This window comes from Herbiconiux sp. L3-i23, assembly GCF_023734115.1.
Taxonomy (GTDB): domain Bacteria; phylum Actinomycetota; class Actinomycetes; order Actinomycetales; family Microbacteriaceae; genus Naasia.
In genome coordinates this window covers 685,418-702,661 of record NZ_AP025737.1, presented here as the reverse complement: position 1 = coordinate 702,661, position 17,244 = coordinate 685,418, and the positions used below count along the sequence as shown (strand labels likewise).

15 protein-coding genes are annotated in these 17,244 nt (G+C 71.2%); 3 read left to right on the top strand and 12 right to left on the bottom strand.

Going from position 1 to position 17,244, the window contains the following annotated elements; translation table 11 throughout:
* Window positions 1–128: 128 nt before the first annotated feature.
* Window positions 129–3,668, bottom strand: a complete 3,540-nt coding sequence (gene smc, locus NGH83_RS03310) for a chromosome segregation protein SMC (protein WP_251857647.1) — start codon at window positions 3,666–3,668, stop codon at window positions 129–131.
* Between the two features lie 131 nt (window positions 3,669–3,799).
* Between smc and NGH83_RS03305 the strand changes: the two genes are divergently transcribed.
* Window positions 3,800–4,468, top strand: a complete 669-nt coding sequence (locus NGH83_RS03305) for a hypothetical protein (RefSeq protein WP_251857646.1) — start codon at window positions 3,800–3,802, stop codon at window positions 4,466–4,468.
* 52 nt (window positions 4,469–4,520) lie between these two features.
* Here NGH83_RS03305 and NGH83_RS03300 read toward each other — a convergent pair whose 3' ends face one another.
* Window positions 4,521–4,892 carry a MerR family transcriptional regulator gene (locus NGH83_RS03300; protein ID WP_251857645.1) on the bottom strand — a complete coding sequence of 124 codons (372 nt, stop codon included), beginning with the start codon at window positions 4,890–4,892 and terminating at the stop codon, window positions 4,521–4,523.
* 127 nt (window positions 4,893–5,019) lie between these two features.
* On the opposite strand from NGH83_RS03300, the gene NGH83_RS03295 reads away from it, so the two are divergent.
* The gene (locus tag NGH83_RS03295) at window positions 5,020–6,525 is read left to right on the top strand and encodes a SulP family inorganic anion transporter (protein WP_251857644.1); all 1,506 of its coding nucleotides are present in this window, start codon (window positions 5,020–5,022) and stop codon (window positions 6,523–6,525) included.
* Window positions 6,526–6,541: 16 nt separating this feature from the next.
* Here NGH83_RS03295 and NGH83_RS03290 read toward each other — a convergent pair whose 3' ends face one another.
* From NGH83_RS03290 to NGH83_RS03260, 7 genes are all read right to left on the bottom strand, one after another.
* Window positions 6,542–7,330, bottom strand: a complete 789-nt coding sequence (locus NGH83_RS03290; protein ID WP_251858437.1) for a metal-dependent hydrolase — start codon at window positions 7,328–7,330, stop codon at window positions 6,542–6,544.
* A 130-nt stretch (window positions 7,331–7,460) separates the two neighbouring features.
* Complete coding sequence (gene mutM, locus NGH83_RS03285) at window positions 7,461–8,366, bottom strand: bifunctional DNA-formamidopyrimidine glycosylase/DNA-(apurinic or apyrimidinic site) lyase (protein WP_251857643.1); 906 nt, start codon at window positions 8,364–8,366, stop codon at window positions 7,461–7,463.
* Window positions 8,367–8,402: 36 nt separating this feature from the next.
* Window positions 8,403–9,167, bottom strand: coding sequence for an SDR family NAD(P)-dependent oxidoreductase (locus NGH83_RS03280; RefSeq protein ID WP_251857642.1), 765 nt, complete (start codon window positions 9,165–9,167; stop codon window positions 8,403–8,405).
* Window positions 9,155–10,801, bottom strand: coding sequence for a DUF885 family protein (locus NGH83_RS03275; protein WP_251857641.1), 1,647 nt, complete (start codon window positions 10,799–10,801; stop codon window positions 9,155–9,157). Before NGH83_RS03275 ends, NGH83_RS03280 begins: the two co-directional genes overlap by 13 nt.
* Before the next feature lie 18 nt (window positions 10,802–10,819).
* A complete protein-coding gene (locus NGH83_RS03270; protein WP_251857640.1) occupies window positions 10,820–11,833 on the bottom strand; it encodes an LLM class flavin-dependent oxidoreductase in 1,014 nt (337 codons plus the stop codon).
* Window positions 11,830–12,912, bottom strand: a complete 1,083-nt coding sequence (locus NGH83_RS03265; RefSeq protein WP_251857639.1) for an LLM class flavin-dependent oxidoreductase — start codon at window positions 12,910–12,912, stop codon at window positions 11,830–11,832. Before NGH83_RS03265 ends, NGH83_RS03270 begins: the two co-directional genes overlap by 4 nt.
* Window positions 12,913–12,917: 5 nt before the next feature.
* Window positions 12,918–14,096 carry a pyridoxal phosphate-dependent aminotransferase gene (locus NGH83_RS03260; RefSeq protein WP_251857638.1) on the bottom strand — a complete coding sequence of 393 codons (1,179 nt, stop codon included), beginning with the start codon at window positions 14,094–14,096 and terminating at the stop codon, window positions 12,918–12,920.
* Between the two features lie 140 nt (window positions 14,097–14,236).
* Here NGH83_RS03260 and NGH83_RS03255 point away from each other — a divergent pair, with 140 nt between their 5' ends.
* Window positions 14,237–14,986 (top strand): HpcH/HpaI aldolase/citrate lyase family protein, encoded by a 750-nt coding sequence (locus NGH83_RS03255; RefSeq protein WP_251857637.1) that lies wholly within the window; start codon window positions 14,237–14,239, stop codon window positions 14,984–14,986.
* A gap of 29 nt (window positions 14,987–15,015) precedes the next feature.
* On the opposite strand, the gene NGH83_RS03250 is transcribed toward NGH83_RS03255, so the two are convergent.
* The 3 genes from NGH83_RS03250 to NGH83_RS03240 are packed head-to-tail and all read right to left on the bottom strand — an operon-like array spanning window position 15,016 to window position 17,216.
* On the bottom strand, window positions 15,016–15,615 hold the full coding sequence (locus tag NGH83_RS03250; protein WP_251857636.1) for an Lrp/AsnC family transcriptional regulator: 600 nt from the start codon (window positions 15,613–15,615) through the stop codon (window positions 15,016–15,018).
* 51 nt (window positions 15,616–15,666) lie between these two features.
* Window positions 15,667–16,068 (bottom strand): TIGR03618 family F420-dependent PPOX class oxidoreductase, encoded by a 402-nt coding sequence (locus NGH83_RS03245; RefSeq protein WP_251857635.1) that lies wholly within the window; start codon window positions 16,066–16,068, stop codon window positions 15,667–15,669.
* Window positions 16,065–17,216 (bottom strand): Xaa-Pro peptidase family protein, encoded by a 1,152-nt coding sequence (locus tag NGH83_RS03240; RefSeq protein WP_251857634.1) that lies wholly within the window; start codon window positions 17,214–17,216, stop codon window positions 16,065–16,067. The genes NGH83_RS03245 and NGH83_RS03240 overlap by 4 nt, the downstream gene beginning before the upstream one ends.
* Between the last annotated feature and the right edge of the window lie 28 nt (window positions 17,217–17,244).

Genomic DNA, 17,244 nt, shown 5'->3' with positions numbered 1-17,244 from the left:
TCCTGTCGTCGCTCCTGCCGATGCTGCCGATGTGGGCGACCATCGCGAAGTTCGTCCTCGAGGGGGCCGCTGCGATCGCCATCGGCATCGTCGCGGTGCGGCGTCGCTGAGGCGCTCGCGGCCCGAAATCAGCTTGCGGCCGCCTCGGTGCGCTCGACGCGCTGACCGACGACGGCCGAGATGCCGTCCTGGCGCATCGAGACGCCGTAGAGCGCGTCGGCGAGCTCCATCGTTCGCTTCTGGTGGGTGATGACGATCAGCTGCGACGACTCGCGCAGGTCCTCGAACACGGCGAGCAGACGGCCGAGGTTCGCGTCGTCGAGGGCCGCCTCGACTTCGTCCATGATGTAGAACGGGCTCGGGCGGGCCTTGAAGATCGCGATCAGCAGCGCCACCGCGGCGAGCGACCGCTCACCGCCCGAGAGCAGCGACAGGCGTTCGATCTTCTTGCCGACGGGCCGCACCGACACCTCGATGCCGGTGTTGAGCAGGTCGTCGGGCTCGGTCAGCTCGATGCTGCCGGTGCCGCCCGGGAAGAGCACGGGGAACACCTGCGCGAACGCGGCCTTGGTGTCCTCGAACGCCTCCGCGAAGATGCGCTGCATCGTGCCGTCGAGCTCGTCGATGATCGTGATGAGGTCTTTGCGGGTGTTGGTGAGGTCGGTCAGTTGGTCGGTGAGGAACTTGTGCCGCTGTTCCAGCGCCGCGAATTCCTCGAGCGCGAGCGGGTTGACCCGGCCGAGCTGGGCGAGCGAGCGTTCGGCTTTGTCGAGTCGCTTCTGCTGTTCGGCGCGGTCGAACGGGCGCCCGCGCGGCTCATCGTCCTCACTCTGCTCGCCAGGCTCGGCGGTGGTGAGATCGGGGACGAGGATGTCGGGGCCGTATTCCTGCAGGAGGGTCGCCTCATCGAGTCCGAGCGCACCGACCCGCTCGAGCAGGGCGGCGAGGTGCAGCTTCTTCTCGTAGATCTGCAGTTCGAGGCCGTGGACGCTCTCGGTGATCGAGTGCAGTCGCGCGCGCAGCTCGGCCTCGCCCTTACGGATCTCGACGAGCTCGGCATTGCGCTCGGAGCGTTGCGCTTCGGCGTGCTGCAGCTCGACGCGCGCCGCGGCGACTGACGTCGCGACCGAGTCGAGCAGCGCGGGCAGCGCCTCGGCGACCGCGGTGGCCGACGCGATCTGACGGCGCCGGATGACCGCACGACGCGCGGCCTCCTCCGCCGCCGCACGCTCGGCCTCGAGCTGACGTTCGAGATTCGCGATGCGCGACGTCTCGGCGCGTACCCGCTCGCGGGCCGTCTCGAGACCGAGTCGGGCCTCGACCTCGCGCTCGCGTGCGGCGTCCACCGCGGCGGAGAGCGGTTCGCGCGCGCTCGGATCGAAGGCCGGACGCGGGTGCTCTCTGGCCGAATCGAGCTCCTCGCGAGCTGCGACGGCGGCCGCCTCGACCTCCGCGACCTGGGCGGCCTGGTTCTCGAGCGCCTTCGCGAGCCGGTCGTACTCGGCCTCGGCGGCGTCGACCTGAGCGCGCAGTCGTGAGGTCGTCTCCGCGCGGGCGGCGACCTGGGCGTCGACCTCGCGAAGCGCTGCGAGCGCCGACGACGACTGCTGCCGGGCGACGGCATGCTCCGACCGCTTTGCGTCGAGGGCAGCACGGGCGGTGTCGATGATCGTGAGGACCTCGTCGAGGCGCGCCGCGGCCGCGTCCCGTTCGGCACCGAGCTCGATGCGGCTGCGCTCTCCCCCGGTGCCGCCGCGGAGAACGAAGGGCGTGAGGACCTCGCCGTCGCGCGTGATCACCGTGACCGGCGGCTGCGCGCTGCGCGCCCGCTCCCACACGGCACGACCCGCGGCGAGGTCGTCGACGAACACGACCGAGGTGAGCAGGCCCTGCACTCCTGGCGGACCGGACGCGACGTCGACGGCGGCGACTGCACCGTTGCCGAACGCGGGGGTGGACGGCGGCGGCACGTCGGCGACGACGACCTCGACGCGTCCGAGGTCCCGTTCGACGGCGTGGGCGAGGGCGGCGAGCGCGGCGTCGACGTCGTCGGCGAGCACGGCGTCGGCGAGCGACCCGAGCGCCGCGGCGACCGCGGCCTCCCATCCGGGTCGCACCGTGATCGCGTCGGCGACGAGGCCGCGGACACCGGCGAGCCGAGCGGCGGCGAGCGCCCCGGAGCCGTCCTTCACGTCGAGCGACAGGGCGAGCGCCCCCACGCGTGCCGTGAGGGCGTCGCGTTCGCGCTCCGCGGCGTGCAGCGAGTCGCGGAGCCCTTCGAGGTCGCGCTCGGTGGCCGTCACGGCGGCCTGCGCCTCCTCGTAGAGGCGGTCGAGGTCTGCTCCCCCGCCGGCCTCGACGGCGGTCTCGGTCTCGACCTCAGCGAACCGGGCGCGAGCGCTCTCCCGCCGGTCGCGTGCCGAGTCGAGGGCGTTCTGCTGACGAAGGATGTCGCCGCGGACCGCGGCGAGACGGGATGCGGCCGCGTCGGAGCGGCCCGTCAGCTGGGAGAGCGTCAGGTCGTAGCGCGAGACCTCGGCGCTCTGCTGCGCGATGGTCTCGTCGACGCGGTCGAGCTCGGACCGGGCCTGCCGCATCCGCTCCTGCGCATCGGTCAGCGCCGACTCCGCCGAGCCGATCGCGGCGCGCAGCCGGTCGAGTTCCTGCCTCGCGTCCTCGACCTGCTGAGGCGTGACCCCCGGAGCGGATGAGGGCGCGTCGTCGACGCTGCCGAGCAGGGCGAGCCGCTGGCCCGCGAGGGTGTACAGACTGCGCAGCCGCTCCTGCACCGACTCGAGGTCGAAGGCGACCTCGCGTGCCGCATCGACCTCGTCGGAGCTCTGCTCCGCCTCGATGGCGGCGGCCCGGTGGGTGCGCTCTTCGAGCTGCTGCGAGAGCACCGCCCGCTCCTCGCCGCGCTCCTGCTCCGAGCGGGTGAAGGCGGCGAGCGCCGATCGCAGTCCGGCGATTTCGTCGGCGAGCAGCCGGGCCCGCGCATCGCGGACGACGGCCTGGATCGTCGCGGCCTCCCGCGCCACCTCGGCCTGGGCGCCGAGCGGCTTCAGCTGGCGCCGGATCTCGCCCGCGAGGTCGGACAACCGGGTGAGGTTCGCCTGCATCGACTCGAGCTTTCGCTGGGTCTTCTCCTTGCGCCTGCGGTGCTTCAGGATTCCGGCGGCCTCTTCGATGAAGCCGCGGCGGTCGATGGGACTCGCGTGCAGCACGGTGTCGAGCTGCCCCTGGCCGACGATCACGTGCATCTCGCGGCCGAGGCCGGAGTCCGAGAGGAGCTCCTGCACGTCGAGGAGGCGGCAGTTCTCGCCGTTGATCGCGTACTCGCTGCCCCCGTTGCGGAACAGGGTCCGCCTGATCGTGACCTCGGTGTACTCGATCGGCAGCGCACCGTCGCTGTTGTCGATGGTGAGGGTAACCTCCGCCCGGCCGAGCGGCCCCTTGGTGGCGGTGCCGGCGAAGATGACGTCCTCCATCTTGCCGCCGCGGAGGGTCTTCGCGCCCTGCTCGCCCATCACCCAGGCGAGGGCGTCGACGACGTTGCTCTTGCCCGAGCCGTTGGGGCCGACGACGCAGGTGACCCCCTGCTCAAACGCGAAGGTGGTCGGCTGCGCGAAGGACTTGAACCCCTTCAGGGTCAAGGTCTTCAGGTACATGAGGCCTCCGCGCGGACTTGTCTCCTCACGAAGGTACCGGTCGGTCCAGCGATTGCGGCGGAGGATCATCGGGCGTCCCCGCCCTGACATAGACTCCGTTCCTCCTACCCGCCGCCCGAACGGAAGCCGCCGTGCCCACCCGAACTCCGACGCGTCCCGCCTCCAGGCGGCGGCGGCCGAGCTCGAAGCGGCGGCGTCCGACGACGAAGCGGCGGCGATCGTCGACCATCACCCGCCGGCGCGAGACGCGTTTCGCGCTCGTGATCGCGGGCGTCGTCGCCGCGATCGCGCTCCTCATCGGCGTCGCGTCGATGAACTCCGCCGGAAACGCTGCTCTCGCGTGCCTCGACGAGACAGGGCGGCCGCTCGAGGAGGGGACGACGATCGCGGGATACGGCGCCGAGCAGCTCGCGAACGCGACGGCGATCGTCGATGCGGGCGTTGCCGTGGGCGCTCCGATCGAGGCGCAGCGCATCGCCGTGATGACCGCGATGGGCGAGTCGGGGCTCCGCGTCCTCGATCACGGCGACGCCGTCGGCCCCGACAGCCGCGGTCTGTTCCAGCAGCGGGACAACGGCGGGTGGGGCTCGTACGAGGATCGGATGAATCCCACGGTCAGCGCCGCCAACTTCTACCGTGCGCTGCTCGCGCTTCCCGACTGGCAGAGTCTCGAGCCGACGGTCGCCGCGCATCGGGTGCAGATCAACGCCGACGAGCGCCACTACGAACGCTTCTACCCGGCCGCCCACGAGGTCGTAGCGGCGATCACGGAACGCAGCCTCACCTGTTCCGTCGGCTGACTCGCCCGCTTCACCCCGTCTCAGGCCGCCGCGACGGGGCGAAGTGGGCGAGTCAGCGGCGGCGGAGGAGGTCCAGGAACTCGTCGGCGGCCGACAGCTGCTCGGCGAGCTTCGCGCGACGCTCCTCCGCGTCGGCGATGAAGCCGTCGAGCGCCTTGCGTTCGTCCCCTGCCATCGTCGCCCCGCCCTCGAGCGCCGCGATGATCTGCAGCAGCTCCGCCATCTGCTCCAGCGAGAAGCCGAGCGGCTTCATCCGCCGGATCAGAAGCAGCCGCTCGAGGTCGCCGTCGGTGTACAGACGGAACCCGCCGTCGGAGCGTCCGGTCGGCTTGAGCAGCCCCACCTCGTCGTAGTGGCGGATGGTCCGCAGCGACAGCTCGGAGCGTTCCGCGAGCTCGCCGATGTGCATCGTGCCCTCCGCCATGCCGCAACTCTACCCTCACGTCAGGGTAGAGTTGCCGTCGATCGCGGACGCCAGAGCGTCTGGCCGTCACTTCCCCGCGCGATGAGGCGCGCCATCCACTCGATCGCACTCGCGCCAGGAGCACACCATGTCCGCGCCCTCGACAGCCGCGCCCGCCCGCACCGACTCCGTGCTCGGGGCGCTGCGCTCACCGCGCATCCTCACCCGCGAGGTGCTCGCGGGGCTCGTCGTCGCACTCGCGCTGATCCCCGAGGCGATCTCGTTCTCGATCATCGCCGGCGTCGATCCGCGGTACGGATTGTTCGCGTCGTTCATCATGGCCGTCTCGATCGCCTTCCTCGGCGGCCGCCCCGCCATGATCACCGCCGCGACCGGCGCCGTCGCCCTCGTCATCGCGCCCGTCGCCCGCGAGTACGGAGTCGAGTACTTCCTCGCCACCGTCATCCTCGGCGGCATCTTCCAGGTCGTCCTCGGCGTGCTCGGCGTCGCGAAGGTCATGCGTTTCATCCCCCGCAGCGTGATGGTGGGTTTCGTCAACTCGCTCGCGATCCTCATCTTCCTCGCGCAGCTGCCGCACCTGCTCGGGGTGCCGTGGCTCGTCTACCCGCTCGTCGCCGTCGGGATCGCGATCATCGTCGTGCTTCCCCGGCTGACCAGGGCCGTACCCGCACCGCTGGTCGCGATCGTGCTCATCACCGCAGCGGCCGTCGCGTGGGGGCTGTCGGTTCCGACGGTCGGAGACGAGGGGGCACTCCCCGACGCCTTGCCCACGTTCCTGCTGCCGGACGTGCCGTTCACCGGCGAGACGTTCGCGATCATCGCGCCCTACGCGCTCGCGATGGCCCTCGTCGGCCTGCTCGAGTCGCTGCTCACCGCGAAACTCGTCGACGACATCACCGACACCCCGTCGAACAAGACCCGCGAGTCGTGGGCGCAAGGCGTCGCGAACCTGCTGTCGGGCCTCTTCGGCGGGATGGGCGGGTGCGCGATGATCGGCCAGACGATGATCAACGTGAAGGTCTCGGGCGCCCGCACCCGCATCTCCACGTTCCTCGCCGGCAGCTTCCTGCTCGTCCTCGTCGTCGTGCTCGGCGATCTCGTCGCACTCATCCCGATGGCGGCGCTCGTCGCCGTCATGATCATGGTGTCGGTCGCGACGTTCGACTGGCACAGCATCCGCCCGTCGACGCTGCGGCGGATGCCGCTCGGCGAGACGATCGTGATGCTCGCGACCGTGGTGGTCGTCGTCGCCACCTCGAATCTCGCTATCGGCGTCGGTGTCGGCGTCGTGGTGGCGATGACGATCTTCGCTCGTCGGGTCGCGCACTTCGCGACCGTCTCCCGCGCGCTCGCGGACGACTCGGACGGCCCGGTCGCCGTCTACACGGTCGAAGGCGAACTGTTCTTCGCCTCGAGCAACGACCTCACCACCCAATTCGACTATGCGGGCGACCCGCATCGGGTGCGCATCGACCTCGCTCGGTCGCACATCTGGGACGCGTCCACCGTCGCCGCGCTCGACGCGATCGAGACCAAGTACGCACGGCACGGGACGGCCGTCGAGATCGTCGGCCTCAACGCGTCGAGTGCCGACATTCGCGAACGCCTCGCCGGGCGGCTCGGCGGGGAGTAGAACCCCGACTCACGACTCAGAACGGCAGCGCGGTCAGCATCGGCAGGTCCGCCCACTCGAAGAGCGGCGTCGCGGCCGCGTAGACGCAGTAGATGCCGAGGGCGATGGCCACGAGCTTCTCGCGGAAAGACCCGGCGTTGCCGAGGATCGGGAAGGCGATGTGGCCGTTGCGCTTCCACAGGCGGCGAAGCACGGGCGTCCGACTCCAGCTCGCCGGGGGGCGGATGCGGATCGGCCAGAGGGCGCCGGGGATGCCGCCGTCGGTGAGCGCATCGCCGACGAGGTGCGCGACGAAGCCGAGTCCGACCGCGAGAGGGAACCACACCGTCGAGTCGGCGGCGAAGAAGAAGACGATCGCCGCCGATGCGAGACCGAGCAGCCACGCCGTGCTCCAGTGCGCGACGAGCTCGCGGGCCCGCGCGGCGAACGCGATGAGCGCCGCCGTGGCGATCGCCGGTCCGATGGGCGTCTCGCCGAGCATGGGCAGGTCGACGCGCCAGAGGTCGATGCCGACGGCTCCCGCGGTGACGAGGGCGGCGGCGAGAAGACTGTGGGCCCCGTTGCGGTGACCGCCGCCGAGGTCGCCGATGGCGTCGGTGACCAGCTTGCCGACGACGGGGATCGTGTTCGCGATGGTCGCGCTCTTGTGGTCGGCGTCGGGCAGCAAAGCCGCTCCTCCCGCCACGAGCGCGCCGGCGAGCACGGCCGCGGGAGTGAGGGCGAGCTCGTCGACGCCGAGCGCGGGCAGCGCCGAGGTCACCGCCAGCCAGGCCGCGGTGCCGCTGATCGCGTGCGTGAACCCCATCACGGAGGCCATGCTCCCCCGCCACACCCCCACGTCACCCCCGCGAGCGCGGTGTGTTGCTGCGAGCGCGCCTGTATGAACACCCGCGCTCGCAGCAACACACCGCGCTCGCAGGGGTTAGGGGTACTGGTTAGGGGGTCTTCAGGCGCGGGAGGCGTTGGCAGTGGGGGCAGTAGTGGCTCGAGCGGTTCATGAAGGCCGTGCGGGCGATCGGTCGCCCGCATCGCGCGCACGGCTTCCCCTGCTGGCCGTAGGCGTTCAGGCGCTGCGAGAAGTAGCCGGAGGCGCCGTTCACGTTCACGTACTGGGCGTCGAAGCTCGTGCCGCCGTCCTCGAGCGCTCGGGCGAGCACCGAACGCAGCTCGGCGAGCAGCGTCGTCGCCTTCGGGCGGCTGAGCGTCGAGGTCGGCGTCTCGAAGTGCAGCTTCGCCGCCCACAGGGCTTCGTCGGCGTAGATGTTGCCGACGCCGCTCACCAGGGTCTGGTCGAGGAGCGCCCGCTTGATGCCGGTGTTCCTGCGTCGCAGTGCGGCGAAGAACGCGCGCTCGTCGAAGGCGGGATCGAGCGGATCCCGCGCGATGTGCGCGACCTGCCCTGGCACGCGCGGATCGTCGGATCCGAAGCCCGCCGCCCTCCCGTCGCCCGGTAGCAGATCGTCGATCGCCATCGACCCGAAGATCCGCTGGTCGACGAAGGCGAGGCTGAGCGGCCCGTGCTCGGGCGAGTCGATCTCGATCCGGATGCGCAGCAGTCGATCGTCCTCGGCGTCGGACGTGCGCAGCAGCACTTGGCCGCTCATCCCCAGGTGTGCGACGAGAGCACGGTCGACTCCCTCGATGGGCAGCCACAGGAACTTGCCGCGACGCACCGCTCCCGCGAACGTCGCCCCGACGAGCTCATCGGCGAACGACTCGACCGGACCCAGGTGGCGGCGCAGGGAGCGGCCGTCGAGCACCCGTACCCCGGTGACCGACGCACCGGAGACGACGGGCGCGAGCCCGGCGCGGACGGTCTCGACCTCGGGCAGTTCTGGCACGAGGCCACACCCTACGTCACCGGAGCCGCCTGCCCCTCAGCGCAGCAGCCATCCTCCGTCGACGACGAGCGTGTGGCCGTGGACGTAGTCGGAGTCGGGGCCGCAGAGGAAGGCGACGGCTCGCGCGATGTCGCTCGGTTCGGCGAGGCGTCCTGCCGGGATTTTCGCCGCGGCGGCGGCGAGCTTGTCGGGGGTGTCGAGCATCGCGGTGGTCAGCGGTGTCGCGACCGTCCCCGGAGCGACGGCGTTCACGCTGATGCCCTCGGCCGCGAGCTGAGCGGCGAGTGACACGGTGAGCTGACGCACTCCCGCCTTCGACACGTCGTAGGGCACGACGGACTGCGTCGACGCGACGAACGCCGACGTCGACGCGATGTTCACGATCTTCCCCCGTCCGAGCCGCCGCATCCCGGGCAGGACGGCCTGGACGGCGAAGAAGGCGCCTCGCACATTGACGCCCAGCTCCCGGTCCCACTGCTCGGGCGTGACGTCCTCGATCGCGGCGACCGCGCCGATGCCGGCGTTGTTCACCAGAACCGACGCGTCGCCCGCCCACGCCGCCGCCTCCTCGATCATCGATCGGATCGACGGCACGCTGGTCATGTCGACCGCCACCGGCAGAGCCCGTGAGCCCTCGGCCAGCGCCCCGACCACCCGCTCGGCGGCGGCGAGGTCGAGGTCGGCGGCCACCACCGCCGCACCGCGCTCGGCGAGCTCGGCGACGCATGCCGACCCGATGCCTCCGCCCGCCCCGGTGACGATGGCCACCGAACCCGCGAGCGGCAGGCTCAGTCCCGCCACGTCCCCGCCGCATCGAGCGCGTCGACATCGGAGCGGTCGCCGAGCAGCTCCCACCGCTGCAGCGCGAACGGCACGTTGCCGTTGCGCCACACGTAATCGTGGAAGCCGCGCAGCGAGAAGTCCGCACCGCCCGCGATGGCCGCGTCGGTCAGCAGCCGCAGCACCTGCTGCTTGCCCACGTGGTACGACATCGCAAGTCCCGGCGTCGCGACGTACATGGCGGTCTCGTCGAGCGCGGTCTCGTGATCCATCGGCACCTTCTCGACGAAGAACTCCACCCCGTCGTGCAGGGTGAACACCCCCGTGGCGAGGTTCACGTCGACGACGACCCGGAGGCTGCGCAGCCGGTTGAAGTTGTGCACGATCTCCTGCGAGTGCGGGGCGTCGTCGAACAGTCCCGCGATGAGCATCATCTCCTCGTTGTAGAAGGCGATGCCCTCGTTCGCGACGGAGTCGTAGTACCGGCGCCGGATGCGGTTCTCCCCCGCCGACGCCAGCGCGAGCTGCTGGTAGTGGGTGCCCTCGTGGATGATTCCGAGACGCGGGTCGCGCGCGTTCGCGGCGTAGAAGTACGGCAGCGACGGCGCGGGATCGGGCGCGTAAGAGATTCCGTTTCGGGCCAGCCGGTTCTCGTCGGTGAGGTCGTCGTTCACCCCGAGGAACTTCAGGGGCTCGACGTACTCCGGCACAGCGCCGATCAGATAGTGCCGGAGGCTGTCGGGCTGGGTGAGGATGCCCTCGCGCTCGTAGAAGTCGCGGATCTGCTGCTCGAGCTCCGCCTGATCCGTCACCTGAGCGGCGATGCTCGCGGCGAGCGGCGCGTCGGCGACATCGCGGTTCTTATTCCGGGTGAGCAGCTCGGCGACGTAGGCGCGGCGGTAGTCCTGCAAGGCGGCGCGGACGAGGTCCTCGGGCTCGTCGGGCAGCAGCGCCACGTGGCGCAGGTACCAGATGAAGCGGTCGCGGCCGACGACCTCGTCGTCTCCGAGGCGGTCGGCACTTGCGACGAGCCACGATCGGTACCGCTCGAGCGCGGCACTGGCCGCTGCCTGGTCGTCGGCGAGCGCCGCGGCGGTCGTGCCGTCGAGGTGGGGTGCGAGCGCGGTGATCGAGGCGGCGAGGCGGTCGCCGATGCCCTCGAGCATCAGGGCGGCGACGCGCGCGAGCGTCGCGACTCCCGCCCGATCGAGGTTCGCGATCGCCGCGTCGACCTGCCCCGGCATGGCGTGCAGCGCGGTGACGAGGTCGGCGGAACGGTCGGCGTCGAACGGCGGCGGGGGAAGGAGGAGGTCGAAGAAGGGCCCCACGATCTGGCTGATGAGGAAGACCGCGTCCTTCTCCCAGTTGCGGGTGACATCGAGCTCCCAGTGCACCCGGGCGAGCGCCGAGCCGAGGAGGCGGTGATCGACCTGCACGCTCACCGGCTCGGCCGACACGTCGAGTGCGCTCCACCGGTCGGCGAACCCGGCGAGAGCCTCGCGGCGGGCGTCGATCGATTCGGGCGTCACCTCGGGCACGTAGCCGCGGGGTCGCGGGAGGCGCGGGATGTCGTCGCCGCTCGCGAACGAGGTGGCGGCACGCCAGGTCCAGAAGTCGTCGCCCAGGCGGGCGACCTCGTCGGGAACGGTCATCATCGAGCCTCTCTGCTGAAGTTACGCGTCGGACGCGGCGCGCAAGGGGGCGAGCACCTCACGGCCGAGGAGTCGCACGGCGGCGACGGGATCGGGTCCGAGCGGCGGCCCGAACGACAGGTGGGTGGCGCCGCGGGCGATGAGCTCGTCGCAGCGCTCCCGCACCGCAGCCGGGTGGCCGGCGATGCCGAGGCGGAGCATCGCGGGCGTGATGGCCGCGACGGCGCCGTCGACGTCGCCCGCCCGCAGCGCTGCCTCGCTCGCGGCGAAGTCGGACTGCTGCAGCCCGCCCTGCGCGAGCAGGTATGGCGAGAAGGCCGTTCCGTAGTACGCGAGCTTCAGGGCCAGGGCCCGCTCGGCGGCGGCCTTGTCGGTGTCGAGCGACAGCCACACGCACGCGGGCACGTCGAGCTCGTCGACCGCCCGACCGACCGCGGCGGCGCCCGCTTCGATGCGCTCCCGCGCGGTCGAGTAGTGCTCGGGCGGCAGGGCGAGCGCGATGACGCCGTCGGCCTCGGCTCCCGCGAACTCGAGCATCTTGGGGCTCATGGCCCCGATGTAGATGGGGACCGGATTCGCGTCGAATCGCAGGTAGGCGTCGTCGGTCCACGCCTCGCCGGCTCCGTCGACCTCGGCCGGACGGCCGCCGGTGAGCAGCGCACGGATCGCCCGCAGCGCTTCGCGTGTCCGGGTGAGCGGCTTCTGCTGATCGACGCCGATCCACGACAGGAATTCCCCCGCGCCCGCGCCGAGACCGAGCAGGAATCGCCCGCCGGTCACCTCCTGCAGCGTCGCGGCGGTCATGGCGAGCTCCGCGGGATGCACCGAGAACGGGTTCATGATGCCGATCCCGAGCCGCAACGTGGTGGTGTTCGCCGCGAGCACTCCGAGCAGCACCGGCGCCGAGCGCAGCATGAGGTCGTTCGACACCCACAGCTGGTCGATGCCCGCCTCCTCGGCGGCCTTCGCGAGCGCGACGAGCTCGTCGGCGGGGAGGTCGTTGTTGAGGCGCAGGCTGAAGCGCAGGCCGATCATCGCACCAGTCTTCCGCGCAGTTCGCCGAGCAGCGACACCGACTGCCGCATGGCGGCGTCGTCGACGAGCGGGTACTTCGAGCGGAACATGATGTGCAGGTTCGGGCCGACCATGTCGCGGATCTCCTCGAGCACGGGCGCGATGTCGTCGGGGGTGCCGAGCAGCAGCTCGGACTTGCGCTGCTCGCGTTCCGCTTCGGAGAGCCGGTCGGGGTACCAGTCGGCGTAATCGGCGGGATCGAGGCCGTACCAGTCGCCGTAGACGCGGCGGGTGAGCAGGTACGCCTCGGCGAGGGTGTCCCACGCCGCGTCGGGGCCGTCGGGGTGCAGAAAGCCGCCGATGTTGAGCGAGAAGGCCGGTTCGCTCGCGTCCTTGCCGTGCCGGGTGAGGGCGGCCCGGTACTGCTCCAGCATTGAGGCGACCCGGCCGACGAGCGCGCGGTTGCGGCCGTCGCCGTCCTCGTACGCCTCGGAGTCTGTGCCGGCGTCCATGCAGAACCGGTCGGCGATGCGCGCGGCGCGATCGATGGCGTTCGGATGGTGGCCGCCGAGCATGATCGGCGGACCCGCGGGCGTCGCAGGCATCGGGCTCACGACCATGCCACGTCGGTCGTAGAACCGGCCGGCGTGCTGGAGCGGCTCGCCCGTCCACGCCTGACGGCAGATCTCGATCGCCTCCACCGTGCGGCCGACGCGTTCTGAGCGCCGCACCCCGAAGCCCTCGTACTCGACGTCCCGGTAGCCGAGCCCGAGACCGAGCGTGAAGCGGCCGTCCGACAGCGCGTCGAGGAAGGCGGCGTCCTCGGCGAGACGCACGGGGTCGTGCAGAGGGGCGAGCGCGAGTCCGTAGCCGACGCTGATGCGCGAGGTGGCCTGCACCATCGCGCCGCAGTAGGCGGCGAGCGAGCCCACGAACCGCGCGGGATGGAAGTGGTGCTCGCTGACCCAGACGCTGTCGAGGCCGACCGTCTCGGCGTGCTGCACCTGGGTGATGGATTCGCGCAGCGTCGCACCCTGGTCGAGGCCGGTGCCCTCGTGCCATTCGCCCGAGAAGACCCCGAGCCCCACTTCGACCGCCATCGCCGTCACCCGGCCGATCCGGCGCGAGCGACCCGGAGCCCGCCGTCGGTCGCGGCGCGCCAGTCGAGGAAGGTGCGCACCCCGGCGGCGATGTCGTCGTCGTGCGCGGCGAGCGACATCCGGAGGTGGTGAGGGGCGTTCGCACCGAACGCGGATCCGGGCGCCAGTGCCACCCCCTGCCGGACGAGATCGAGGGCGGCGGCGCGGGAGTCGGCGCCGTCCGCGAGCGGGATCATCAGATAGAAGGCTCCCGCCGGGGTTCCGATGTCGAGGCCCGCCTCGCGGAGCAGACCGACCGCGAGATCCCGCCTTCGTCGGTAGGCGGTGCGCATGGCGGCGACCTGATCCTGGGGGCCGGTGATCGCGGCGAGCGCCGCCGCCTGCGTCACGCTCGACACGCACGACAGGGTGGTCTCGAGCACGCTCGCGAACGGTGCCGACAGGGAGCGCGGGATCACCGAGTAGCCGACCCGCCACCCGGTCATCGCGTAGGTTTTCGAGAAGCTGAACACCGACGCGACGTGGTCGCGGTCGAAGCCCGCCGCGTTCGCCGGTTCGCCGTCGAAGAGGATCTCGTCGTACACCTCGTCGCTGATGACGAGGATGTCGCGTGCGGCGGCGAGCGCGACGACCCGTTCGACGTCGCTGCGCGGCATGACGGCGCCGGTCGGGTTGCCGGGCGAGTTGATCACGATGGCTCGGGTGCGGGGCGTGAGCAGCGCTTCGATCTCGGCGACGTCCGGGAGGAACCCCGCCTCGGGTCGCAGGGGGTAGAAGGTCGGCGTCGCCCCGGCGAGGAGGGCCTGCATCTCGTAGTTCGGCCAGGCCGGGTCGGGGATGAGGACCTCGTCGCCCGGGCCGGCGACGATCGAGATGAGGGCCGACACCGCCCCGACGGCGCCCTGGGAGACGACCACTTCCGGAAGCGCGAGATCGAGGCCGTACCGTTCGCCGAGCCGCTCGATGATCGCGTTCCGCAGCACCGGCATCCCCGCGGATTGGACGTACGAGGTGCTCACCCGGGCCGCGTCGAACGCGGCTTCAACGATGTGCGCGGGCGTCGGGAAGTCGGGTTCGCCGATCTCGAGCCGCCGCACCGGCGTCGCGGCCTGCATCGCCAGATCGACGATCTCGCGGATCCCGGACGCGGGGACGGTCGCGGCGTGCGGTGCGGGCTTCAACATGGGGTCCTTCACGAGCGGAGCGGTTGTTCTCCGAACATAGCGCCGGAGGGTCTCGACGTAAGTTTCCGTCCTGTTACGTCCTTGCGGGTGCAAGGTCGAAAGGGTTGTTCCCCGAACACTCGACCGACGAAGATGGCCCGGTGACTTCCTCCGATTCCTCCCGCCGCACGGTCGGCGCCTGGTCCATGCTCGGCGCCCCGGCGGCCGCGGCCGCCCTCGCCGGTATCGGCGCGGACTGGGTGCTCCTCGATGCCCAGCACGGCCTGTACGACGACCGCTCGATCCTCGACACGGTCGCCCGGTTGGCGGCGATGCGCACAGGCCACCCGACGCTCGTGCGCGTGCCGGCGAACGACGCGGCCTGGATCGGCAGGGCGCTCGACGCGGGGGCGGACGGCGTGGTCGTGCCCATGATTCGCGACGCCGCCGATGCGGCGAAGGCCGCCGCAGCGGTGCGGTACGCCCCCGACGGCACGCGCAGCTGGGGGCCGATGTCGGCGTACTGGGGCGGCGCGGGCGAAGACGCCGCGACCGCCAACGGCCGGGTCACCTGCAACGTGATGATCGAGACTCCCGGCGCCCTCGCCGAGGTCGAGTCGATCGCGGCGACCCCCGGCGTCGACATGCTGTTCGTCGGCCCCTTCGACCTCTCCATCGCGCTCGGCACGACGCACGCCGAGCTCTTGGCGGACACGTCCCCGGAGTCACCGCTGCGCCGCATCGTAGCGGCGGCGCGCGCGGCCGGCATCCGCTCCGGGGCGTACGGCGGCACCCTCGAGGCCGCCGCGGCGCTCTACGGCCACGGCTTCGACGACGTCGCCGTTGTCGTCGACACGGCGGTGCTCACCGCCGCCGGCGCCGACTCCGTGGAGCGCGCCAGAAACCTCTGATCCGGCCTTCCCCGCTCATCGGCGACGGTTCAGTCGGTGTCGGAGCGGTCCGCCGTCATCTCGAGGATCTCCGAGAGCCGGCGTTCCGCGATCACCTCGCCGAGGCTCAGGAAGGTCTCGATGCGCTGAAGCCCGCGGATGGGCCAGATCCGGTCGAGCAGCAGAGCCTGAAGGTGAGAGTGGTCGCGCAACCGGAAGCGCGCGATCATGTCGAAGCTGCCGGTGACGACGGTCAGCTCCACCAGTTCGGGCATGCCGCGCAGCTCCTCGAGGATCGCGTCGAGGTCGGCGTCGGCGGTGAGCGTCATCGGGATGTAGACGAGGATCGGGAAGCCGAGCGCCGCCCAATCGACAACGGTCGTGTAGCCGCGGATGAGTCCTTGCCGTTCCAACCGCGCGATGCGCTCTCCGACGGCGGGCGGTGACATCCCGACGTCGCGGGCGAGCTGGCGCTGCGAGACACGCGAGTCGCGGCTCAGCAGACGGAGCAGTTCGAGGTCGACGTCGTCGACTTCGACGCTCGTGCGCTGCTTCTCGAGTTCGCGCGCCATGCCCGACATCGGCGACCGCGCCGCCTCCGAGGACCGGTCGCCGCGGCCCCGCGACGCGGACGGCTCCCTGTTCGTCATGCGCGCGTCTCCCACCCGGCGACGGAGGAAGCGGATCCGATCCCGGTCATCTCACCGCTCGAATCCGTGCAGGTGCACCCGGTCGGGCGCGATCTTCAGCTGCACCCGCTCGGTGCCGATCGCGTCAGGGTCGTAGGGACGCCCGAAGTAGCGCTCGGACAGCACGTCGATGTGGTCGCGCGCCGTGCGCCCGGCGACCTCGTCGACGACCCGTCCGCGGATCTCGGCGTACCGGTACGGGTCGGCGGGATCCGGGATGAGGACGACCACCCGGGGGTCGTCCTGCACGTGTCGGTACTTCGCGCGGCCGATCTCGGTGTTGATGAGGATGTGCTCGTCGTCGTGATCGACCCACATCATCTGCGTCGTTGGGGCTCCGCCGGCCGCCAACGTCGTGAACGCGGCGAATGCGCCGTCGCGGATCAGCCCGGCGACGCGGGAATCGATCGTCATCGGTTCGCCACCATCGCGTGCGGATGACGGTTGATCGCCTCGGCGCCGTTCTCGGTGAGCAGGAAGACGTCTTCGACGCGGACTCCGACGCGTCCCGGCCAGAACACCGACGGTTCGATGGTGAACAGCATGCCCGGCTCGAGTGGCGTGTGATCCTCTTCCGAGATGTAGGGCAGTTCGTGCACGTCGAGGCCGATGCAGTGCCCGGTGCGGTGACGGAACCACTCGCCGTACCCGCCATCGACGATGACCGCGCGGGTCGCCGCGTGCACGTCGGACCCTGTCGCGCCCGGCACCGCGGCAGCCCGGCCGGCCTCCTGCGCCGCGATGACGAGGTCGTACACGCGCTCGTACTCCTCGCTCGGGTCGCCCAGGTGCACGGTGCGTCCGAAGTCGTTGCAGTAGCCCTGCGCGATCGCGCCGAAGTCGAAGCTGACCGCGGAACCCCGCGGCGGCGCTTCGGTCGAGACGCGCACGTCGGCGTCGCGCACCAGCCCGGGCCCGAGCGCGAAGACGCCCGTGTCGAACGATGGCCCCGGTGAGCCCAGCTGCCGCATCCGCAGATCGATGCGTGAGGCGAGCTCCAGCTCGGTGACCCCGACGACGACGGTCGGCTCGATCTCGGAGTAGACGAGGTCGACGATGCCCGCCGCCTGCCGCATCAGCTCGATCTCGTCCGCGTCTTTGATGCGGCGCAGCTCGTTCGTCGCCCGGTCGGCAACGACGATCTCGGCAGCGGGTCGCAGCGCGGCCAATGCGATGCTCGTCTCGGCCCAGGAGCGCGAGGCGACGCCGATGCGCCGCTGCCCGCCGCCGAAGCGATCGAGCGCCTGCGCGAAGAGGGCACCGCCGTCGTCGCCGTCACGGGCGGTGATCACGTCGCCCGTCATCCCGGCGGGCATGTCGAAGTCCTGGTAGTGCTTGGTCAGCACGTAGAGCGGCGGTGTGCCGGGAGCGATGAAGGCGCCGGAGATCCAGTGGTTCGCGTAGCCGATGCCACCGAACGAGGGGGCGCGGCGGGCGACGCCCGTGAAGTATTCGAAGTCCGACTGCGAGGCCGGCAGGAAGACGAGGTCGAGGCGGTGCTCGTCGAGCTTCGCCCACAGGCGCTCGACTCGGGCGGGATGATCGATCGTGATCGGTGCCATGGGTTCGCTTCCTGTCGGCGGGTGGGGC